15 protein-coding genes and 2 pseudogenes are annotated in these 21,259 nt (G+C 73.0%); 8 read left to right on the top strand and 9 right to left on the bottom strand.

Features of this window, described 5'->3' with window-relative positions; genetic code table 11:
• The first annotated feature begins 493 nt into the window (after positions 1-493).
• The gene (locus tag AB0M76_RS30625) at positions 494-742 is read left to right on the top strand and encodes a hypothetical protein (protein WP_365955973.1); all 249 of its coding nucleotides are present in this window, start codon (positions 494-496) and stop codon (positions 740-742) included.
• 44 nt (positions 743-786) lie between these two features.
• On the opposite strand, the gene AB0M76_RS30620 is transcribed toward AB0M76_RS30625, so the two are convergent.
• Complete coding sequence (locus AB0M76_RS30620; RefSeq protein WP_365955972.1) at positions 787-1,431, bottom strand: dihydrofolate reductase family protein; 645 nt, start codon at positions 1,429-1,431, stop codon at positions 787-789.
• 201 nt (positions 1,432-1,632) lie between these two features.
• Positions 1,633-2,109, bottom strand: coding sequence for an SHOCT domain-containing protein (locus AB0M76_RS30615; protein WP_365955971.1), 477 nt, complete (start codon positions 2,107-2,109; stop codon positions 1,633-1,635).
• 790 nt (positions 2,110-2,899) lie between these two features.
• Here AB0M76_RS30615 and AB0M76_RS30610 point away from each other — a divergent pair.
• Positions 2,900-3,253: a carboxymuconolactone decarboxylase gene (locus tag AB0M76_RS30610; protein ID WP_365955970.1), complete on the top strand. Its 354-nt coding sequence runs from the start codon at positions 2,900-2,902 to the stop codon at positions 3,251-3,253.
• A 962-nt stretch (positions 3,254-4,215) separates the two neighbouring features.
• Here AB0M76_RS30610 and AB0M76_RS30605 read toward each other — a convergent pair.
• The 4 genes and pseudogenes from AB0M76_RS30605 to AB0M76_RS30590 form a co-directional block, all read right to left on the bottom strand.
• Positions 4,216-4,372 (bottom strand): annotated as a pseudogene (locus AB0M76_RS30605) (IS5/IS1182 family transposase); the annotation flags it as partial.
• A gap of 22 nt (positions 4,373-4,394) precedes the next feature.
• The gene (locus AB0M76_RS30600) at positions 4,395-5,204 is read right to left on the bottom strand and encodes an aquaporin (RefSeq protein WP_365955969.1); all 810 of its coding nucleotides are present in this window, start codon (positions 5,202-5,204) and stop codon (positions 4,395-4,397) included.
• 182 nt (positions 5,205-5,386) lie between these two features.
• Positions 5,387-6,334, bottom strand: a complete 948-nt coding sequence (locus tag AB0M76_RS30595; RefSeq protein WP_365955968.1) for an ion transporter — start codon at positions 6,332-6,334, stop codon at positions 5,387-5,389.
• 165 nt (positions 6,335-6,499) lie between these two features.
• A complete protein-coding gene (locus tag AB0M76_RS30590; protein WP_365955967.1) occupies positions 6,500-7,054 on the bottom strand; it encodes a YbaK/EbsC family protein in 555 nt (184 codons plus the stop codon).
• Positions 7,055-7,639: 585 nt separating this feature from the next.
• Between AB0M76_RS30590 and AB0M76_RS30585 the strand changes: the two genes are divergently transcribed.
• The 6 genes from AB0M76_RS30585 to AB0M76_RS30560 all read left to right on the top strand — a co-directional run bounded on the left by AB0M76_RS30585 (position 7,640) and on the right by AB0M76_RS30560 (position 17,444).
• Positions 7,640-7,831, top strand: a complete 192-nt coding sequence (locus AB0M76_RS30585) for a thiazolylpeptide-type bacteriocin (protein WP_266659992.1) — start codon at positions 7,640-7,642, stop codon at positions 7,829-7,831.
• A 156-nt stretch (positions 7,832-7,987) separates the two neighbouring features.
• Complete coding sequence (locus AB0M76_RS30580) at positions 7,988-10,666, top strand: lantibiotic dehydratase (protein ID WP_365955966.1); 2,679 nt, start codon at positions 7,988-7,990, stop codon at positions 10,664-10,666.
• 86 nt (positions 10,667-10,752) lie between these two features.
• Positions 10,753-11,928 carry a lantibiotic dehydratase C-terminal domain-containing protein gene (locus AB0M76_RS30575; protein WP_365955965.1) on the top strand — a complete coding sequence of 392 codons (1,176 nt, stop codon included), beginning with the start codon at positions 10,753-10,755 and terminating at the stop codon, positions 11,926-11,928.
• A complete protein-coding gene (locus AB0M76_RS30570; protein WP_365955964.1) occupies positions 11,925-13,721 on the top strand; it encodes a hypothetical protein in 1,797 nt (598 codons plus the stop codon). Before AB0M76_RS30575 ends, AB0M76_RS30570 begins: the two co-directional genes overlap by 4 nt.
• Positions 13,718-15,655, top strand: coding sequence for a TOMM precursor leader peptide-binding protein (locus AB0M76_RS30565; protein WP_365955962.1), 1,938 nt, complete (start codon positions 13,718-13,720; stop codon positions 15,653-15,655). The genes AB0M76_RS30570 and AB0M76_RS30565 overlap by 4 nt, the downstream gene beginning before the upstream one ends.
• Positions 15,656-15,665: 10 nt before the next feature.
• Positions 15,666-17,444 (top strand): thiopeptide-type bacteriocin biosynthesis protein, encoded by a 1,779-nt coding sequence (locus AB0M76_RS30560; RefSeq protein WP_365955961.1) that lies wholly within the window; start codon positions 15,666-15,668, stop codon positions 17,442-17,444.
• On the opposite strand, the gene AB0M76_RS30555 is transcribed toward AB0M76_RS30560, so the two are convergent.
• From AB0M76_RS30555 to AB0M76_RS30545, 3 genes and pseudogenes are all read right to left on the bottom strand, one after another.
• Positions 17,439-18,722: an NAD(P)/FAD-dependent oxidoreductase gene (locus AB0M76_RS30555; protein ID WP_365955960.1), complete on the bottom strand. Its 1,284-nt coding sequence runs from the start codon at positions 18,720-18,722 to the stop codon at positions 17,439-17,441. The two genes, AB0M76_RS30560 and AB0M76_RS30555, sit on opposite strands and share 6 nt — an antisense overlap.
• A gap of 223 nt (positions 18,723-18,945) precedes the next feature.
• Positions 18,946-19,191, bottom strand: a pseudogene (locus tag AB0M76_RS30550) (hypothetical protein); the annotation flags it as partial.
• Positions 19,192-19,634: 443 nt separating this feature from the next.
• A complete protein-coding gene (locus tag AB0M76_RS30545) occupies positions 19,635-21,002 on the bottom strand; it encodes a hypothetical protein (protein ID WP_365955959.1) in 1,368 nt (455 codons plus the stop codon).
• Positions 21,003-21,259: the final 257 nt, after the last annotated feature.

Genomic DNA, 21,259 nt, shown 5'->3' with positions numbered 1-21,259 from the left:
GAGCTACTATCCCGGTTCGTGTGTGACGTGGGCCCTATGGGGCGGCTCACCTCAGCGACGCCCGAATCTCACCGAACGTCACCGCCTGTACCCCTTGAGAGACCCAGCCGGATACCGGAACCACCCCAGGATCGAAGGAGACAGGCGGGCCGAAGGCTGCATACCGCGCTCGCCGCAACATTCCGCAGCATGGCGCCCAGGCCCCATGGCCCCGGCTCCCTGACGTTGGCGGCCCCGGGGGCGGCGACTCCAGGAACTGCCGCACCACCGCCGGGGCGCCCACCAGCTGCTCGGCCGGACCGGACCCCACGGCGGAACCGGGCTCACCGGCCGGCTCTGTGTCATCCTGCCGAGAAGCCGCGGCAGCCGCGGCAGCGCGGGGTGTACAGCCCCGCGGCCCCCGGGTCGCCTCGGCGCGCCGGAAGGCCTCCTCGCAGGTCCGGCCGGAGCGCTTGGCCACCAGGGAGAGGGTGTGTCGACAAGCCCGCCGTTGGTGAGCTCCAGGCGCCAGGAGCCGCTGGTCAGCGCCACCCCCCGGCACAGGCTCGCCGTGCCGGGCGGTGACCCGCCGGCCGCGTTCCTCCAGGGCAGCCTCAAGGGCCGCGAGCGGGGAGTCATCGGCGGGACCGTCGCCGGTCCAGTCCGCAATGCAGCCCGCGAGCTCACGCTCCTCTGCGGGGCGGTGGCGTCCGGGGTGAGCCCTGCGGCGGCGCAGCGGCCTCGCCCCGGCCGTGCGTCGTAGTCAGGACGGCGGCGACGTCGACGCCGGGCTGCCTTGAGGGCCGGTCACTTTCGCCAGAACAGGTGGTGCGTCACGCCGCTCGGGCTGGGCACGACCTCCAGGTGGAACCGGTCGAGCAGCTCATCGGGGGACTCCCAGAGCCGTACCCCGGTCCCGAGCTTCACCGGCGAGACCGCCACATGCATGGTGTCGACGAGGTCGGCGTCAAGGAACTCCCGGATGGTGGTGGCACCGCCGCCGAGTCGCACGTCCTTGCCCTGCGCGGCCTCACGTGCCCGTTCGAGGATGCCGGCCGGGTCGTCGTCGACGAAATGGAACGTGGTGTCGGAAAGAGTGAACGAAGGACGCTTGTGGTGGGTCATGACGAACACCGGGGTGTGGAACGGGGGCTCATCGCCCCACCAGCCGCGCCACTCATGGTCGCCCCAAGGCCCGCGCTGGGGCCCGAACTTGTTGCGCCCCATGATCTCGGCACCGATGTTGCGTGCGTAGTCCCGCGTGAAGTAGTCGTCGAGGCCCCGGCTTCCCCCGGGATCCGTGCGCATGGGCCAGCTCGCCGTGGCACCGGCCCAGGCGAACAGCCTCCCGGGATCGACATGGCCGAACGGACGTTCAAGGCTCTGGTCCTCACCGGCACCGATGCCGTCACTCGAGACGCCGAAGTTCTGGACTCTCAGTAGCTGAGCCACGCGTTCCTCCTCTGATGTCGATGGTGATGAGACTCTCCGCGCCGAGCAGCGGCGGTGGGTGGGCGAACTCGGGTGGGGGAAGACCGCCTTACGGTTGCACAAGGCGGTCTTCCCGGGGAACTTCTCCATCCGTACCGGTTCAGCCGGAACACCCCACCCATACAGGCGAGATGCCGGCGAGCCCGGTCTTCTGCAGCACGTTCAGCGCTGCTCGTCATCACCGGATGGGTGGGCGACGGGGGTGGCTCGGTCTTCTGGGCCGTAGTCGGTCAGGACCAGCGCCTTTGCCCGGCGGAATTCCTCGTCCGTGATGTCGCCGCGCGCCCGCATGTCGGACAGCTTGGCCAGTTCCTCAGTGCTGCTGGGCCGGGCTGCGCCGGCGGTCTCACGGATGTAGGTGTCGAACTCCTTTTGCTGGGTGCGTGCCTGCGCCAGTTCCCGGTGGCCCATGCTCTTGCCCCGGGCGATGAGGTAGACGAAGACGCCGAGGAACGGCAGCAGGATGACGAAGGCCAGCCAGCCGGCCTTGGCCCAACCGCCCAAGTCGTCATCGCGGAAGACGTCGAAGATGATCCTGAAGAGCAGGAAGAACCACAAGATCCAGAGGGCCAGCCCCAGCATGGTCCAGAAGACGCTCAGCAGCGGGAAGTCGTACGCGAGGTACACCTGAGTGGTCATTCGCCCCTCCACGTGGGCGGGCACCCGTCATCCGGCCGGTCCGCCGCTTCGAGGGCGGCGCGGGCACGGCGCTCGACGAGCACGGGCACGAGTTCGCGGACTCTGCGGTCCTTGAAGTGATACCAGCGCCGCACGCACTGCGGCATCCACCTGATCAGCGGTTCGCCGACGGCATAGGCGATCCTGAGCCTCTCGGTGACCCGCTCGACACCTTCCTCATCGGCCGATCGAAGGGGCCTGCGCCCTCCCGTACCGACCATGGTGCCTCCCCTGGCTCCGGTCGGCATCCGGCCATGACTCCAAGGTGCAGCTACACACCGTAGCCAACACCCTGCACAGAATCGGACCATTTGCACTGACGCAAAATGCTCTGAATCGCACACCCGCATACGGGTTGACACCTGCCCCGGCGCCCAGTGAGGCAAGGAGACCGCGACGGAGGCGACACTGTTGTCTGCCGACCGGGCGTTGCGCTGGGTGGAGTGCGCTCGGCAGGTTCCTCAGGGCAGGCTGCCGGCCGGGGTTCCTGGTCGATCTTGTTTCCGGCTCCCGACGGCTCCATCCGACGGACACCGTATGCTCGCCCGAACCCGCGCATGGGCGCGTACGAGGGGTTGGGGACACGCTTGTCGTGGAAGCGCCCTGACAGCCGCCGTTCGCCCGCACAACCCGACGGGCGCAGGCCTCGAGGGACGCCTACCCTGATACGGCAACCCGCCGACACGCTCCGAATCCTGCGGTCAGCGTGCGGCGCGTCCAGCTCAGTTCAGCAGAGAAAGGCGGTTCCGACATGGCCACCAGGTCTGACGCTCCCATTCTCGACACGCTCGCCGCGATGACCGTCGACTCCATCGAGCACTGCAACATGGACGAGAAGACACTCATCACCACCCGCATCGCAGCCCTCGTGGCCATGGACGCACCGGCCATCTCCTACCTGGCCCACGTCAACCCCGCCGTCAAGGCCGACTTCACCGTCGAACAGCTGCAGGACGTGCTCGTCGCGATCGCCCCCGTCGTGGGCACCGCACGCGTCATGTCGGCCGCGGGCCACATCGCTCAGGCATTCGGCGTCGCCATTGCACTGGCCGAAAGCGAAGCGGAAGCCATAGCCAACGCCGAGGCCGAGAGCCGCAGCAAGTAGTTCTGATCTTCCCGAACAGACATGCCTGCCTGCCCGCGCAGCGTTGGGTTCCGAGCCCGGCAACGAGCGAGCCCCTTGTACGGCACGGCGCGCGGAACACATCCGACGCAACACGGCCGGGGTCACGCATCTGAGGGCACACCGGGCGGCAGGCAGGAGCGCAGTGACGCGCCGGTGCGTCACTGCGCCCCGGTCGTGTTCCCCCGGATGGCCGTACCCGGGTCGCCTGCTACGGGAGCACGGGCGAGTCTGGGGGGATCGGCCCTGTCGCCCCGGAGGCCCACTTGAGCGCCATGGACGTTCCCGTTCCGGACGATCTCCCGCAAGGCAAGGCGGCGAAGGCCCACCTGAGCGTGGGACTGCCGGCCCTGGCCGCTGGGCGCGCCCCGCCGTGACGGTACTCGGCGTCGACTGCGCGCCCGTGGTCGGCTCCGCCGCCGCGGTACCGGCCACGGCCCGGGCCCGGGTGAGGCTGCGCGGGCCGCCGGGGATGGACTCCGATACCGCGCTGGCGGCCCTCACACCGCGCGCTTGACGGCCGCCGCGCCCTGGGGCGCCCGGGTCTCGGTCGAGAAGGAGGGCACCGGTTCGCCGTTCCGCGCGGCCACCGACGGGCCCGGCCTACCAGACCCTGGGGCAGGCGATGGCACAGACGCACGGCCGCCCGATGGAATTCCCCGGCCAGGGCGGATCCATCCCCCCTGGGCAACGTACTCGCCGGGACCTGCCCGGACGCCGAGATCATCCTCATAGGCGTCGAGGAGCCTCGCTGCCTCGTCCAGGGCCCGACGAGAGCGTCGATCCGAGCGAGATCCGCAACATGGCTCTCGTCGAGGCACTCTTCCTCCTCGGCTACGCCTCGACGCGAGCGTGAACGTCATCTCCGGCGCAGACGACGCGGACACCGCCACCAGCCTGAAGACGATGCGCGACGAGCACCTGAGCGCGCCGGTGCGGCCTGCCCGATGATCGGCGTTGTCCTCGCCTGGCCGCGCACGAAGGGGCGGCCGGCTCGTCTGCGGTGCGGGACGATGAGTCCGGTGCCCAGGGGCGCGCGTCCGTGACCACCGTCAGGCCCGCTGCCTTCGCGGGCAGGTCCGACTTCCGCCGGACGTGGGCGGGGTGGTGCGCCGGTCCCGGTTCAGGTCGGGTGCGAGGCGGTGGGGTCGCGACGGGGGCCCCGCAGGATCAGGTGGTGGGCGGCAGCGCCGAGGACGGCGCCGAGGGCGGGTGCCACGAGGTAGATCCACAGGCGGGCGGTGGTTCCGGACATCAGCACGGGTCCGAACTGGCGGGCGGGGTTGGCGGAGCCGCCGCTGAGGGGGCCCAGAACGGCAATGATCGCGCAGATGAGAACCGCCAGGACCCAGGGGAACCATCGTTCGTGGGCCGGGTGCGCGAGGAAGAAGCCGATCAGCAGGGTGACCACGACCAGGCAGCCGGCCTCGGCCGCGAAGACGGCCCAGCCGTTCCACGACGGCGCCGCGGCCGCTGCACCGTAGCCGACACGCGCGACCGCCGGCCCCCAGGCCAGGCGGGCCAGAGCCGTCCCGGCGACCGACCCGCCCAGCTGTGCGACGACGTACACCCCCACGCCCCGGCCGGGGAAGGCCCTCAGCAGCCACAGCGCGAGCGTGATCGCGGGATTCATGTGCGCACCCGAACGCCGCCCCCATGAGGACCGGAGCAGCCCGAAGACGAGCGCCCCGGCCAGCGCACCCACCAGGAGGAGGGCCAGGTGGACGTTCGCAACGGAGAGTGGGGAGGCCGGATCGAGAACCCAGCGGATGACCGTGACCACGGTGAACATCAGCATCGCGGTAAGGGCGAACTCGTACAGGGGGTATCCGCTGCGTTCAGGCGCGGTTTGCACGGGCGCCTGGCCGAAACCCGTGTTGGTTCCGGGTGACGCGGCCGGGGAACCGGACCTGGACATCTCGCTTCCGCTCATGGGTTCTCCCTTCGATCGGGCGACTTCGGTGCTCGGGTGTGCGGACATAAGTGCGTCCAGGAAGCGTGCGGCACTCCAGGGCCGCAATGTGCGCGTACACGCCGACGGGCAGGGCCGGGGCGCGGACGGATCGGCCCGGATGCTCATCGGTGACCGGTGCGCCCCCGCCTTTCGGCGCTCGGCTACCGCGCGCCGACCGATGCCCGGGCCAGGGAGGGGGATGCGGCCATGGCGGGCGCGGCTCCGCTCGACGGGTCGAGCTGGGCCTCCATGTCGTCCAGGGCGCTGCGGACCGCCGCAATCCGCAGGCGGAGTTCATCGGCGCCCTCCGGAATCGCCCGGCCCGCGTTCCCCGTGGACTGCCAGGCGGTGACCTGCTCGGTCCGGTTCGCCGCCTCTTCCATCTCGCGCGCCTCCTCCAGGGCGTTGAGGACGACACCGATCAGTACGTTGACCAGGACGAAGGAGGCAAGGAGCACGTACGAGGCGTAGTAGATGATGCTGAACGGGGAGACCGCCAGTCCGGCATGGACGGCATCGCCCAGGCCCTCCAGTGTCATCAGCAGGAACAGCGTCAGCCCGGCGCGGCCGAGGGAACCGTAGTGCTCCGGGTCATGCCCGGCGAAGCAGATCCAGCCGATCATCGCGTAAACGTAGAGGATCAGGGCGCCCACGAACAGGAAGCTGACCGTTCCGGGCAGGCTACGGCCGACCGCGACGAGCAGGACCCGCAGCTGCGGCATGAACTGCGCGGTACGCAGCACTCGCGCCAGCCGCAACAGACGCAAGAGGGTGGTGTTTTCCCGCAGGAAGGGAACGAAGGCCGAAGAGACCACCAGCAGGTCGAACACGTTCCACGGGTCGCGGAAGAAAGCTTTCGGCCGGTCGATGTGCGCGCCCAGTCGGATCAGCATCTCGAGGCTGAACGCGGCGACGCAGAACCGTTCGGCCGAATGGAGAAGGACGCCGTACTCGACCGACAGTCCGCTGTACGTCTCGACGCCCAGCAGTACGGCGTTGAGGAGGATCACCGAGATGACGCCGAGCGAGAACGCGGGCTTCTCGCATACGTGACGGCAGCCCGCGGCAAGCCTTCGGCGACCGCCGTACGCCTCGATGAGGTCTCGCATCTTGCTCCCTTGCCGGCCACCGGCGCCCCGGTTGCACGTCGTATCGCTGCCCGTCCCGGCGGACGCCGAGACTTGGATCAAGCTCCGCGTCGTGTAACGCCGCACGGCCGGATTCGAGACGCCCCGGCCCGACACATCGCCCGATCGGGGAGCCGCATCAACCGGTCAGGCAGCAAGGGCTTCGATCACGTCAGCGCCCGGGAGTTCCGCGAACAGCTTCCCAGGAACGATGAGCTTGCCGCGGCGGCGGCCGCTGCCGACCAGTACGTACGGCAGCCCGACCAAGACGGAGTCCACGAGCAACGGCCAGTCCGACGGCAGGCCGATGGGGGTGATGCCGCCGGACTCCATGCCACTGAGCTGCACCGCGGTGTCCATCGGCGCGAAGGACACCTTGCGGGCGGAGAGGCGACGGCGCACCACGCCGTTGACGTCGGCACGGGCTCCGGAGGGGACCAGGCACGCGGCCGGCATGGACTCGCCGCCGCGCTTGGCGGAGACGATCACGCAGTTCGCCGACTGCGCGAGGAGCTCCTGCCCGTAGTGCTCGACGAAGGCGGCGGTGTCCGCGATGGCCGGGGCGGTGTCGACGTACACGATGTCCTCGGCCGGGACGGTGCCGTGCCAGGCGCGGACCGCCTCGGCCACCGGTCCGGTGAGTTCGGCCAGGCAGTCCGGCGCCGGGCGGGCGTTGTCGAAGGAACCGATGGGTGCGCGCATGCGTGCCATTGTGCACGGCCGTCCGTCGGGCCGGCCGTGACGGGCCGGAGCGGCGGCACGCTGCAAGGGAGCAGCCGCCGGCCGACGGGCTGCGGCTGCCGGGCACCGGCATGTTCGGGGAGGGCCGGGCTTCGGGCCGCCGGAGATTGACCGGTAACCACTCCTGTGAAGGGACCGCCGGGGCTGCCTTGCAGCAGTCCGGAGCGGCCGCGACCAGGCCCGGCCGTTCGATGGAACTGCCTGTTCCGGCATCCCTTCCCGCGGCCACGAGCAGCGATGGTCATCGCACCGCCCAGCACGCCGTGCGGCAACAGGGGCGGGCACCGTCCGCTCTGCCACCGACAGGAGACCAGAGGCCAGCTGTGACGTGACGGACCAGCACGGGGCAACAGGCCAACATGACATGTGCAGTTGCCGTCGGCCCGTGACGCGCACAGACTCGTGCTGCACCACGACGCTCATACGGATGCCCCCGACCACGAACCATCTGTTCCCCCGGGGCACTCCGCCCGTCGCCCGCGGGCGCCGGCCAGCCGACGCCGTCTTCGCGGTTGCGCAACCCCTCAGAAACGAGAGGAAATCCGCATGTCCGAAACCTCTGCCACCACCGGGTACAACCACCTCGATCTGGACCTGGACCTCGACCTCAGCGAGCTCACCGTCACCGCGCTGAGCGACACCGCTGCACTGCCCGAGAACGGCGCCTCATGGGGCTCCTGCTCCTGCCAGGGCTCGTCCTCCTGCGCCCAGCCGCAGGTGGAGACGCCCGTCGTCTGACGGCTGTGAAACGGCCGCTCCCGTGCGGCCGGCCCACCCGGGCCGGCCGCACGGGCTGCGGCCCGAGCCGGAGGACGCTCACAGGCCCAAACCGCACCACGGGAGCCCGCCTTGCCGCACGCCGCCCAGCCAGCCGCACAGCGACACGTCGCGCCGGTGCCGGGGACCGCTCGCCCGTCGGCGGGGCCGCCCGCCGGGACCGCCCCGTACGCGCTGGTCCGCACGACGGTGACGGCGCACCCTGCACAGCCGGAGGAAGCCGCACGGGTACGGACCCTGCTCGACCGGCTCACCTCCCTCGCGGCACAAGAGGACGCGCTACGTCCGGCCCTGTGCGACGACCTCTTCGCCTCCCGGCCAGGGCACGACGAGGAGTTCCACCGCCGAGTGGTGCTCCCACTGCGCCGGGCGCTGCACAACGGCCGCGCCCCCCGCCCCGCCCTGCTGGCCCGCCTCGACGATCTGCCCGCACGGGTGCCCCGGCTCGGCACGTGGCTGAACCTGCGCGAGCTCCGCGACGTACTCCTCACAGATCTGTCCGCGACCGTCCCCGATGCCCTGACCGCCGAGCGCTCCGCCCTCGCGGAACTGTGCCGCTCCCCCGGCTTCACCCGGGCCGTTGCTCTCACCAGTGCCGACCTGCTGCGCGCAGTGTCCCGGGCCGCCCGGGACGAAGGCGGGCGCAAGGCCCGCAAGGAGGAGCCCTCGGTACTGCGGCATGCCCTGCGTGCCAGTACGAAGACCAGTCCGCTGTCATGGTTCACCGCCGTGGGGTGGTCCGGCGGTGAGCCGGCACGGACGCAGCCGCTGCTGCGGTCCGTGGTGCGGGAGCACCGGACACTCGTCGAGGCGCTCGTCGCCGCGCTGCTGGACGAACCGCGCCGCCGGCGCGTGCTCGCCCATCGCATGACCAGCAGTGCGCGGCCCACCGCCGACGGCCGGGCCCTGTACACGCGGGACCGCACGCTCTTCGCGGGCGGCCGGTACCTCGTCACCCACGAAGAGACGATCGAGCTCGCACCCCGCCCCGCCCTGACCGCGCTCGACACGCTCGCAGCCACGCCTGCGACCCTCGACGAGCTGGCGGCCCGGCTCGGTCCTGCCCTCGGCCGCCCCCGTACGGACCCCGCCGTCGGCCGCTTTCTCGGTCAACTCACCGAGGGCGGCCTGCTGGTACCGGTGGAGCCAGTCGACCCTCAGCACCCGCACCCGTTGCGTGCGCTGGCCGGCTGGTTGCGCCAGTGGCCCGAGGACGCGGCGCTGAGTGACCGGATCGACCGGATCGCTGCCGACACCGCCGGGTTCGCGCACGCCCGGGCCGAGGAGCGGCCCGCTCTGCTCGCCGACCTGGCGGACCGCTGGCGCCGCCTTCTGGCCGACGCCGGGCGGCCCGTTCCGGCCGATGCCGCCCCGCTGAACGTGCTCTCCGAGGACGTAATCGCCAACGCCGTGCTCGGCGCCGAACACGCGGCAACCGACACCGCCGGGGCCGCCGGCCCCGTCCGCACCGGCGGGCTGACCGCCCCGGACCGGGCCGTGCTCGGTGAACTGACCGCCCTGGCCGAGCTGTTCGACCTCGGGCACCTCATGCGGCGGGCTGCACTGGAGCGCTTCGTCTCCCGCTACGGGCGCGGTGGAACCTGCCGGGCCCCCTGGGAGTTCGGCGCCGACACCGCCGCCGCGTGGGAGGAGGCCGCACGCCTCGCCGTCCGGCCGTCCGGCGATCCGGGGCTCTCCCGCGAGCCGGCCGAACTGGCCGAACTGGCCGAACTGCGGGAGGAGTTCACCCAGCGGGTACGGTCCGCCGCAGCGGCCGCACCCGGCGGGTGGGCCGAGGAGGTCGTCCTGCCCGCCGAGGAGGTCCGCGAGCTCGCCGCCCGGCTGCCCGGCTGGACCGCCGCCCGCCCGCTCAGCTACTCGTGGTTCGTCCAACGCGCCGCCCAGGGTGCCGACGGCCTGCTCTGCGTCAACCACGTCTACGGCGGCTGGGGCCGCTTCACCAGCCGCTTCCTGGACGACCTGCCCCACGACGCCGCCGCGGAGGTGGCCCGCGAGATCCGCCGTGGTCTCGGCGACGGCGCCCGGGCCGCCCAGATCCGGCCGGTGGGCGGCTTCAACGCCAATCTCCATCCTCTGCTGGTCGGCGATGAGATCGGCCCCGACCGGTACCGGAGCGCGCTCGCCGAGGCCGATGTGGAGTTGGTCCACGACCTGCCTTCCGACCAGCTCAGGCTTCGGGTGCAGGCCACCGGCGAACCTCTCGACGTCCTCTACCTCGGCTTCCTCGCCCCGGTCATGCTGCCGCAGCGCCTCGCGCCGTTCCTCTGCGACCACCCGGACGGCGTCGTGGACTTCCGGCGGCTCCTCCCCCGCCGCACCCTGGCCGTGCCCGGCGGCGAGGTGCAGCGAACCCCGCGGCTGCGCCACGCGCATGCAGTGCTCGCCCGGCGGCGCTGGCACCTGCCCGAAGGGGTACTGGCCGCGCTCCGCGCCGACCTCGCGGCCGACCCCGGCGTGATCCCGGCCGCCGCGGCGGCCCGTTGGCGGGCCCTGCTGGGGCTGCCCGAGCAGTTGTTCCTGCACCCGGTTCCGGAGCCCCCTGCCGGGCGGCCCGCCGAGGACTTCGTACGAAGTCTGCGCGCGCCGAAGCCGCAGGCCCTCGACCTGGGCAGCGCCCTGCACCTGCGCTGCCTCTCCGGCTGGCTGGCCCGCCACCCGCGCGGCGTGGTGCTGGAGGAGTCGCTGCCCGTCTTCGGCGGCCGGAACCGCCCCGCGCATGCCGTGGAGCTCGTCGCCGAGACCTACCGGCCTGCACGCGCCGCCCGGTCGGGCTGAACCCCCCTGCCACGCGCGCCGTTCCGGCCGCCTGTCCCGGCGGGCCCCACCGCCACCCCGCCCGTCATCCGCCGAGGAGACACCTCATGAACGCCCCGGCCATCGGCCCGGACACCGCCCGGCCCGCCTCGAGTGCTGCCACGGCCCTTGACGTGGTCGTCTACCACTACGAGCCGGTCAAGGCGCCTCTCTTGCGCGAAGCCGTGCTGCCCCTCGCCCGACGGGCCGCCGCGGACGGGGTGACCGCTCATGTCGAACGCCACTGGCTGCACGGCCCGCACCTGCGGCTGCGCCTGCGCGGCCTCCCCGAGGCGGTGGCCGACACGGCCGTGCGCACCGCCGCCGAGCTGCGCGCCCGCGCGGCCTCGCACCCGTCGCGAGCCGCCGCCGACGCGCAGCGCCTGCTGGCGCAGGCCGCGGCAGCAGGGCGGGCGGAGCTGATCCCGCCCCCGTACGGTCCGTTCGTACCCGACAACACCGTGCGGGTGGAGCCGGTGGACCTGTCCTCCCTGGAGGCGCTGATCGGCCCGGACGGGGTGCGGCTGCGCGAGGACCTGCTGGTCCTGGGCCTGCCCGCCCTCCAAGCGGGCACCGACTTCCTCGGCGAGCGCGCGGACACGTCCGCCGCCCGGGTCGAACTCGTGGTGGCGGCCCTCGCAGCCCATGCCGCCGCGCACCCCGAAGGACTGGTCAGCGGTCACTACTCGTACGTCTCCCACCTGGAGGACTTCCTCGTCCAGGAGGACCGCGACGGGCGGCTGCGGGCGGCCTTCGACCGCCGCTGGGACGCCGCGGGCGGGCGGATCTCCGCGCTGGTGGGCCGGATCGCGGGCGGCGGGGCGGCCGGCTGGGAGCGGGCCTGGGCCGACTGGTCCGCCCGGGCCTGGCGGATCGCGGAGGAACGGTTCAGGGCGGGCGCGGACTTCACCGGGGTACATGCGGAGTACCGGGACCGGGCCGCGGCGCTGGGCGACCGGGCCACCGTCGAACGCTGGGACCGCGAGGTACGCACCAGGTACAGCGACTTCCACCGGCAGCTGCACCGCTCTGACCCGCAGGGCACGATGTGGAGCCGCCCCGACTACCTGGTCTACCGGGCCTGTACGAACGGGCTGTACCGGCTCCTCACCATCTGCGATGTCCGGCCCGTGGAGCGCTACCTCGCCGCCCACCTCGTGGTACGCAGCGTGCCGGAACTCACCGGGCACCGGTGGCAGACGCGTATCGACGAGGTTATCGCCGCCGTGGAGGGGACGCCGTGACCGCCGCCGAACCGCCGCGACTGCGGCTGCGGCCCGGGGTGGCGGTCACCCCGCTGCGGAACGGTCTGCACCTGCGCGGCCGGGACGGGAGCGTGACGCTCGAAGGGAGCAAGGCTCTGCCCGCCCTGTGGGAGCTGCTGTCCGAGCAGCTCGGCCATGGGACCGAGGACGTCCTGGGCGAGGAGGGATACGGCCGGGGCGAGGAGGCCGGCCGGCCCCGCCTCGATCCGGCCGATCCCCGGGTCGAGGCCGCGCTGGCCGCGCTGACCGAGCAGCTGCACGCAAACGATCTGCTCGCCGAGTATCCGGCAGGAGCGGCCGAACCGGCCGCCTGGCTGGGGGCCTGCGTGCAGCGGCCCGGGCTCGCGGCCGCCGCCCTGGCCGCTGCACGGCCCGTGGTCGCAGCGGCCGATCCCGACGAGCCGCTCGCCGCGGCGCTGATCAGCGTCCTGGACCGCGCGGGGACCCCGCCGGAGGTGTACCGCGACACGGGCCTGCCGGCCGACCGCGTGGTGGCGGTCGCGGGCACTCCGCCGGTGGCCGTGGCCGTGGCCCGTACCGCCGACGGCGGCTTCGTCACAGCACCGGCCGAGCCGGAACGGGCGCGTGCGGACGCCGAGTCGATCGCCGCACGCCTGCACCCCGGCACCGGCTCCTCGGACACCGGCTCCGCGCCCGCCGGGGCGACAACCGGGGCACCGGCTGCGCTGACGGCCCTGCTGGCCGGTGCCGCAGGGCAGCGGCTGCTGTGTGCCGCAGCCGGTCTGCCCGATCCGGCAGGGCGGGAGGAGGACCCGCAGCTGCTTCCGGACCGTCCCGCCGTACTGGTTGCCCTGGCCTGGCCGCCCCACGCGTCCTACCGTCCTTGGGTCACCGGGCCGGCCGACCCCGCCACTCTCTCCCCCGCCCCTGTCGCCAACCTGGCCGACGCACTGCGAGGTGTCGGGGCACTGGGCGACCCGTACCTGGGCGTGCTCGACGCACCGCGGCCGGGCGATCTGCCCCAGTTGCCCGCCGCGCTCGCGGCCTGCAACTCGGTGGCCGGGCCTCTGGTGGCCGGGGCTCCCCGGACGGACCTGGCCCGGCTCTCCGCAGCATGCCGTGCGGCTGAACTGCACCTGGGCGAAGGGATGCCGGGCCCGGTGGCGGTCGGCGCCGGACCCGGGCACGCCCTGGGACGGGCCCTGCGCCGGGCCGCGCTCGCCGCCGCGGGTTCCTCCTGCCCCGACCGCGCTCTGAGCGAGGAGGAATGGCGCGAGCATCCGCAGGCCCGGCACTGGTGGACCGTGCTGACCCGGCATCTGGGGCTTCCGATGGAGCTGACGGTTCACCGGTTCCCCGCGGAGCAGGCCTACTTGGCCGTGGTACGGGACCCCGCCGGCCGGGCCGGGACCGCCGGAGTGGCCGCCCGTGCGGTGGAGGCGACCCCTGCCGACGCTGCGGCCCTGGCCGCGCTCGGCGGGGTGACCCGGGCCATGGCCGCCGAGCACGGCCCGGCCGGGGCCGTGCACACCGCGTTCAGCGGGGCCGAGGCACCGCTCGCCGTTGCGGAAGTCGAGCCGGCGGCCTGGACGGACGAGGGATGGACCGACCGCTGGCTGGCTGGGATCGCACGACGGGAGCCGGACCTGTGCGCGGCGCTGACACGGCTGACCGGACTGCGCCCGGATCCCTGGCAGCCGGGTGGGGCGGACCTTGCCGGCAGCGGGGCGGCCGGATCCGCCGGGCCGGTCCTGGCTGCCCTGCACGCATGCGGATTCACCATTCTGGCCGGGTGGGGAGGAGCACGATGAGGGGGATCACGACGAACGCGACGGCTGCCGACGCGAAGGCGGTGGCCACCGTCGCCGGCGCCGTACCCGTCCTGGGTCCGGCCGCGGCGCTGAAGACCACCGGCGGCGCCGCCATCGTCCACCTCACCTCCTGGACGCTGGAGCTGGCGGAGCGGCTCAGCCGCCACGCGATGGCCCATCCCGTGCGCCTGGTGCCGGTGCGCGAGGACGGTGCGCTGACCGTGATCGGCCCGGTGCTGGAGCCCGCGGCGCGGGCGTGCCTGTCGTGTGTCGAGTACCGGCGACTGGCCACAGCGGGCGGCAGGGTGCCCTGGCAGAGCCCCCGGCTGGCGCTCGGCGGCACCGGCACCCCGGCCATGGCGGAGGCGGCCCTGCTGCTCGCCGCCGCCCTTCTGGAGCCCGGGCCCGCCGCGGATGCCGGGACGCCGCCGCCCACCGTCCACATCGTCCAGGGGCACCGGGCCACCTGGTCCACCCATCACGTCCGCCCGGTCGGCGGCTGCCCGGTGTGCCGCCCGCTGCCGGCCGACTCCCCCACCGCGGCCGGGTTCCCGGACACACCGCAGCCGCTGCCCGACCCCGCAGTGCTGCGCGGCCCCAACGACCGTACGGGAGCGGACCGGTTGCGGGCCGAGCTGCACGACGAGCGGTTCGGCCCGGTGCGCCGCCTGTTCCGCACCGAGGACTCCGCCTTCGCCCTCACCACCGCCTGGGTGACGGACGGCCGTCTGCTCGACGACGGCGGCTACGGGCGCTCCGCCGATTTCCGCTCCAGCGAGCGGGTGGCGCTGTTCGAGGCCGTGGAGCGGCTGGCCGGCATGCGCCCGCTGGGCCGCCGTACCGTCCTGCGTACGTCCTTCGCCGAGCTGGGCCCCGAGGCTGCCGTGGACCCCGCCCGGCTCGGTCTGCCCGACCCGGCCCACCGAGGGCACCCTGCCACCCGGAGCGTCCCGTACGACGCGGACCTGGAGCTGGACTGGGTGTACGGCTGGTCGCTCACCGAGGGCCGGGTCCGGGCGGTGCCCGAGCACGTGGCGTACTGGGACCTCGCGCAGGACCCCGGCCGGGCACGGGTGGTCTACGAGTCCTCGAACGGCTGCGGACTCGGGAACAGTCCCCAGGAAGCCGCGCTCTACGGGCTGTTCGAGGTGGCGGAACGGGACGCCTTCCTGATGGCCTGGTACGCGCGCACGCCGCTGCCCGGCATTGCATTGCCCGCCGACGACCCGCTGGTGACCGCCCTGGCCTCGCGCGCCGCACTGATGGGGTACCGGCTGAGCCTGCAGGACGCCACCAACGACCTCGGCATCCCGGCGGTGGTCTCGCTCTGCCGCTACGAGGGGAGCCACCCCGACGCTCCCCGCGCCTTCCTGGCCGCCGGAGCCCACCACGATCCGCGGGCCGCGATCCGCTCGGCGGTGGCGGAGGTCGTCACCAACGTCCAGGACGCCGTGCACCGGCCGGCCGGACCGGGCGGGCCGCGCGACCCGGAGCGGCTTCGCCCCATGCTCCGGCGGCCCGAGCTGGTGGTCGACCTCGACGACCACGTGGGCCTCAACACCCTGCCGGAGGCACAGCCCCGGCTGGAATTCCTGTTCGCCGACATCCGGGAGGTCCCCTGGCAGGAACGGTGGCCGGGCGCTCCGACGCCCGTGGCCGACCTGACGCAGCTGCTGACGGAGACGGTCGCGCGGCTGGCCGCCGAGGGGCTGGAGGTGGTCGTCGTGACGCAGGACGAGCCCGGGATCCGGGACCGGCTGGGGCTGCACTGCGCCAAGGTGATCGTACCCGGCACCCTCCCGATGACGTTCGGCCATGTCAACCGCCGCACCCTCGGGCTGCCCCGGCTGCTGGAGGTGCCCCACCGGCTGGGACGCACCACCCGTCCACTGCGCCACGACGAACTCCCCCTGTACCCGCACCCGTTCCCGTGAGGACGATCCGATGACCGAACGCTCGTACGCGACCCCTGTGAGCGCGGGAGCGCCCGCCGCTACGACAGCAGCCCTCGCACCGGCTCCGGCGGGAGGCTGGCAGAGCCTGCACCTGACCCTGCACACCGACGGAGCGGACACCGATGCCTTCGTCACCGGGGCGCTCGCCCCGCTGATGGATGGCCGGTACGGCCCGATCGGCGGCGCCTGGTTCTTCATCCGGTACAACGAGGGCGGACCCCACCTCCGGATCAGGTTCCGCTGCGCAGCTTCCCCTGAAGAAGCGGCCGAAGACGCGGCCGAACTCGCCGCGGAACTGGCCCTGCTGGCCGGCTGCACCACCCCCGTCACCGGCCCCTGGACCGGTTGGCACGGGGAGGTGCGCGCGGTGCCGTACGAGCCCGAGACCGACCGCTACGGTGGCCCGGCCGCGCTCCCGGTGGCCGAGGAGGTGTTCGTGCACTCGACGCGAGCGACCGTCGCCGCCCTGCGCGCCGTGCCCGGGCGGGCCGACCGGCTGCGGCTCGCCCTGGACCTCGCCCACGCCACGGCGTACGCCCTGGGCCTGGACGAACTGGCCTCGGCGGGCTGGCTGCGTCGGCACGCCGCCTCCTGGCGCTGGGCCGCCGAGGTGCGGCCGCTGCCCGGAGCCGCCGTCCACACCCGGGTCAACACGGTGTTCGCAGCCCAGCGTACGAACCTGGCGCGGCGGGCTCGGGCAGTGCGCGCCGGGCTGGACGACGGCTCCGCCGATCCCTGGCTCGCGGAGTGGACCCGGCAGGTACGAGCGGCCGACGCCCGGCTGCGTACCGCCGCACCCGCCGCGGACCGGCCGGACGCGCCGGTGCGGATGCACCGCCGGCTGTGGGTCTGGGCCTCACAGCTCCACATGCTGTTCAACCGGTTGGGGGTCACCCCCGACGAAGAGCGGGCCGTCTGCCGGCTCGCGGGCCGCGCCCTGCTGGAGACGGGGGACGAGGACGGCTTCTTCGGCGCCGGCCCGCGCGCGGCCGACTACCGGTACCTGGAGCAGAGCAAGTTCCAGATCGGTCGGGCACAGGACACCGCCGTACGGAGCATCGCGCGGCCCGGCATACCGTCCGAGTACCGGCCCGAGGCCGAACGCCCGCTCCCCGCAGCCTCGTTGCCGGAGCTGTCCCTCGCCGAGGCGCTGCGCCGCCGCAGCTCGGCGCGCGGGGCGCTGCGTGGGCCGCTCACCGCGGAGGAGCTGGGCGGGGTGCTGTGGCACGCGCACGCGCCGAGCCATGTGACCCGGCAGGCTCTGGCCGACGGCACGGAGCGCACCGTGCACCACCGCCCGTACCCGAGCGCGGGCGCCCTCTACAGCGTCCGGGTACGGCTGCTGGCCCTCTCCGTGGCGGGACTGGCCCCCGGCACCTACCACTGCATGCCGGAGCGGCGGTCGCTGGTCGCCCTCGGGCCCGCGCCGGACCTCGACGGGCTCAAGGCGTTGTCCTCGTACCTCTCGCGCCCGGCCGAGGACCCGGACTCCGTCGGGATCGACGAGGCACCGGCCGTGCTGGCGATCCACCTGGACCTCGGGCTGCTGCGCCGCCGCTACGGGCTGCGGGCGCTGCGGCTTGGCCTGCTGGAGGCCGGGCACCTGGCCCAGACCCTCCAGCTCACGGCCGGCGCGTTCGGGCTGGCCACGATTCCGCTGGGTGGCCTGCACGACGACCTGGCGCATGAGCTGCTGGGCCTGGACGATCTCGACGAGCCGATCCAGTACCTGCTGCCGCTCGGGCGCCTGGAGGCCGGCCGGTCATGACCCTGTGTGTGACGGGTGCGTGGGTGGCGCAGCCGCCGCGCGGTGCTTGATGTTGACGGCCGAAGCCTTGGCCAGCGCCAAGGGGTTCAGGAAGCGCAGCGGACCGATCAGGCGGGATGCGAACAGGTGCATGTGCCGCGCCACCGATTCATCGCGCGCCGCCGCCGAGAACACCAGCCGCTCCACCGGATTGAACGGGCGGGCCGTGGCGAAGTCGGCAGCCAGGCGCTGGTGACCGCTCAGCCGGCGCCGGTGTGTGCGTGCGTACGCCACGAGCGACCTGTCGAGGTCGCCCCGACCGGTTGCGGCCGAGGCGACCGCCTCTGCCAGCCATTGCGCGGACTGCAGAGCCCACCCGCATCCCACTCCCCACAGGGGATCGCCGGTCAGGGCGGCGTCGCCGATGAGCGCGACGCCCGGTGCGGTCGGCTTGCGGCTGTGAAGCGGGTAGTTGACCGATCCGATGATCTTCGTGATGCGCTCGGCGGAGTCGATGGGCGGCGCCTCGGGGAGCGCTCGGACGAACTCGAAGAAGCTGCCCTCCAGGTCTTCCCGGAAGGCGGGCAGCCGCTTCTTGTCCGGGAGCACCGCGAGGACCGTCACCCCGTCGTCGTTCGGGAACGCGTACGCCATGTCGGGGTCGAGGAACCAGGTTTGACCTATGCCGCCGCGCAGCGGAAGGTTGCGGAAGTGCGCGAGGTAGCCGAACCGCGCGTTCTCGTACTGCGTGGCAGGGACCCCGGCGAACTTCGCCACGGCCGAGTCCTTGCCATCGGCGCCGACCACCAGGCGGGCCCGGATCTCACGCTCGCCCTCTGGGGTCGACGCGCGCACCCCTACCGTTCGCCCGGCTTCCCGGACCAGCCCGGTCACATGGTGACCGAGGAGCAGATCGACGCCAGGAGTCTGCGCCGCACGGGACCTGATCAACGGGTCGAGGATGCTGCGACGGATGTTGTACGCGTACGGCAGCTCGGGGCCCGCCGGCGCGGCCCTCGGCTCGATCCACCCCCAACGGGTGTACCAGCGGGCCTCGTTGCGGACGGCTCCCGCCTTCTCCAGAGCGGGCACGAGCCCGAGTTCGTCCAGCACCGGGTAAGCGTTGGCCGTGATGGAGTGCGTGCACAGCACCTTGTACGCCTCAGGGTCCGAGCGGCGCTCCAGCAGTGCGACGCGGGCACCGCGTCGAGCCAGCAGGATCGCCGCGGCGCTGCCGGCGAGGCTGGCTCCGCTGATGACGACGTCGTAGTCGTGTCCCGCGCTCTCAGGCTTGGTCATGTGCTGATCGCCCCCTTCGAGGTGCGGTGCCGTTCGTCGGAGTGGTGCAGTGCCACTGCTGTCAGGCACATGACGAATTGTAGAGTTCTCGGCGTGCGCACGGGGGTTGGCTCGCCCACAACCCCAGCCTGGGACGAAGCTCGGAGGGAACCGAAGCACGGCGGGGACGGGGTGCCCCGTGCCCCCGCCGTGGCTTCGGTGGCCTCGAATTCGCTCTGGCCGCTTAGCTCACGCGTTCGATACGCGCGCGCCGGATCAGATTCTTGCCCGGCTCCCGCACCGTGTCGAAAGCCGCATTGTTCAGCAGGACACAACTCCCAGACGGCCCGTTCACCGTCACCGTCGTCGCCTTGCCGTTGTCCAGATTGGTCACCTTCACCTTCGTCCCCACCGGAAACGTCCCACTGCTCGCCGCCGGCGCACCCCCCTCACCCGACAACGTCACCGTCGACCCCTGGCACACGACGTCGGGGACGGCGGCATTGCCGGTCGCCATCGTGGCGACGATCCCTCCGGTCGCGAAGGTTCCCGCGACGACAGAGAGCACGAGCTTCTTCTTGAGACTCATAGTCCGTTTCCTGGACATTGGCACTCCTCGATCCGATGGACGCTGTCCCACCCCACGTCCTGCATACGGGGCGAGGTCCCAGGCGAGTTCATTCCTGTCGCTGCCTGATAAATCGAGCGGTGAGGAGGTTCGGGGCGCTGCGTGGGGGCATACCGCCGGGCTCGTGGATCATGGCCTACGCCAAAGAAGCAGGTCACAACCCCCATGTCGATGGGGTCGATAGATGTGCGGCGCTCACGCCGACCGGCTGGACCGACGCAGGGCGAGGAGACCACAGGCACCCTTAAGGTTCAGTTGATCTGCCCTTAAGCGTGCCCGGCCGCCCCGTCGCCCAGGCACCGGCCTCAGTCGGCGGAGGCCGGATCGTCGAGTTCGTGCAGACCTGCCGGGTCCTCGTCGGTCAGCACCTCGCCGGTCGCTGTGACGAAGCGCTGGGCGTGGCCCCGGTGGACGCACAGGAGTTGGTCGCGGGTGCCGGTCCGGGCCCGGTGCACAGCCAGCGCAGCACCGTACTTGCTGCTGTGCCCCGGCATCTCGGTGTCCGTACTCCACCCTGCGCCGTCGAAGGCGGACCACCAGAGCTGCTGGCGGGCGGGGTCGCGGTGGACGCACATCAGCTTGCCGTCGAAGACGGCCAGGCCGATGTTGCTCCGGGTACGGTGCCCGGGCAGCGCGCCCTCGGAGGTCCAGGTGGTGCCGCGCAGCCGGGTCCAGTGGATCGCGCCGTCCTTGGGGTTGCCGTACAGCAGGTGCAAGGAGCCGTCGTACACGGCGAGCGCCGGGGACCTCGTGGTGGCGCAGCCGGGGACGGGTTCGGGGGTTGTCCAGCTGCGGCCGTCCCGGCTGGTGGTGACCATGATCCGCTGGGCGGCGTCGGCGTAGGCGAGGTGGAGCGCGTCACGGAAGACGGCCAGCGCCGGCCCGTAGACGCTCTCGGCGTTCGGGACCGGCCGGTCCGGCCTCCAGGTGCCACCGTCGTACGAGGTCAGCGCCATGCCCCAGTCGCCCGAGCCGCCGCGGTGCGCGCAGTACAGCCGGTCCTGGAACACGGCCAGGGCCGGGCTGCCCAGGGTGTGGTGACCGGGGAACGGCTGGTCCTCGGACCAGCTGCCGTCCGCGCGGTGCGCGGTCCACCACAGGTCGGGGTCATCGCCCCGGCCCTGGTAGACGCAGTACAGGTCATCGCGGAAGACGGCCAGGGCGGGTGCCTCGGAGGCGTAGCGCGCCGTGAACTGCACGTCGGCTCCCCAGCCCGCGCCCGGTTCGAACACGCTGAACCACAGGCCGGTCTCGCGCGGCGGCGCGTCGAGGGCCACGGGGGCGAGGAGAGTGGGCGCGGCCCACGGCGAGAGCAGCTCGCACCCGGCGCCCCGGGCAGCCGACCGGATCTGTTCCGCGCGTCCGGCCAGCCCCGCGCCAACGGCTTCGGCAAGGGCCGCGGGCAGGGAGCCGGCGAGCACTTCCTCCACCAGGCCGCGGAAGCCGCTGACGGGCCCCGTGCCGTCGGGGGGCGCGAGGCCGTCGGCGGCCCGCTGGTCGAGGCGGAGGGCGAAGCCCCACCCCAGCAGGCGGACGGAGACGGCCGCCCCCGCCGCGGCGAGCTCCTCGCCCGCCCGTTCCGCGCGTTCCACGGCCTTGGCTGACGGAGCGTCCGCGCCGAACTCCGGTGCCTTGCCGCTCTGCCGCCCGGGGGCGGCGCCTTCGATCGCCATGCTGTCTTCCTGCCTGCAGGGCCACGGGCCGGACAGCCCGCGTTCCGCGCGGCGCGCGGGCGAACCGTCCCGACCCGCGGACATGGACGCTTGCGGCCCGATCCCGGCCAGGTATGCGCTGGTCTGCGGGCTCTCCCACGATTCACCGGGCCCGCCGGTGCGGACAAGTAGCCGTTCTCAGCCGCCTGCCGTCGGCGAATGCGCCACTGGGTCGCGGGCGTGGTGACGGTCTGGCGTCGGCCGGGATACGGACATAC

The sequence above is a fragment of the Streptomyces sp. NPDC051364 genome (genome assembly GCF_040682115.1).
Classification (GTDB): Bacteria; Actinomycetota; Actinomycetes; order Streptomycetales; family Streptomycetaceae; genus Streptomyces.
This window is presented reverse-complemented; position numbering and strand designations above follow the sequence as displayed.

Bases quoted from the DNA above. Each gene is read 5' to 3' on its own strand.
- AB0M76_RS30585 (WP_266659992.1), top strand. From the start codon at position 7,640: ATGTCCGAAACCTCTGCCACCACCGGGTACAACCACCTCGATCTGGAC.
- AB0M76_RS30595 (WP_365955968.1), bottom strand. From the start codon at position 6,334: ATGCGAGACCTCATCGAGGCGTACGGCGGTCGCCGAAGGCTTGCCGCG.
- AB0M76_RS30575 (WP_365955965.1), top strand. From the start codon at position 10,753: ATGAACGCCCCGGCCATCGGCCCGGACACCGCCCGGCCCGCCTCGAGT.
- AB0M76_RS30555 (WP_365955960.1), bottom strand. From the start codon at position 18,722: ATGACCAAGCCTGAGAGCGCGGGACACGACTACGACGTCGTCATCAGC.
- AB0M76_RS30590 (WP_365955967.1), bottom strand. From the start codon at position 7,054: ATGCGCGCACCCATCGGTTCCTTCGACAACGCCCGCCCGGCGCCGGAC.
- AB0M76_RS30560 (WP_365955961.1), top strand. From the start codon at position 15,666: ATGACCGAACGCTCGTACGCGACCCCTGTGAGCGCGGGAGCGCCCGCC.
- AB0M76_RS30600 (WP_365955969.1), bottom strand. From the start codon at position 5,204: ATGAGCGGAAGCGAGATGTCCAGGTCCGGTTCCCCGGCCGCGTCACCC.
- AB0M76_RS30615 (WP_365955971.1), bottom strand. From the start codon at position 2,109: ATGACCACTCAGGTGTACCTCGCGTACGACTTCCCGCTGCTGAGCGTC.
- AB0M76_RS30545 (WP_365955959.1), bottom strand. From the start codon at position 21,002: ATGGCGATCGAAGGCGCCGCCCCCGGGCGGCAGAGCGGCAAGGCACCG.
- AB0M76_RS30610 (WP_365955970.1), top strand. From the start codon at position 2,900: ATGGCCACCAGGTCTGACGCTCCCATTCTCGACACGCTCGCCGCGATG.
- AB0M76_RS30565 (WP_365955962.1), top strand. From the start codon at position 13,718: ATGAGGGGGATCACGACGAACGCGACGGCTGCCGACGCGAAGGCGGTG.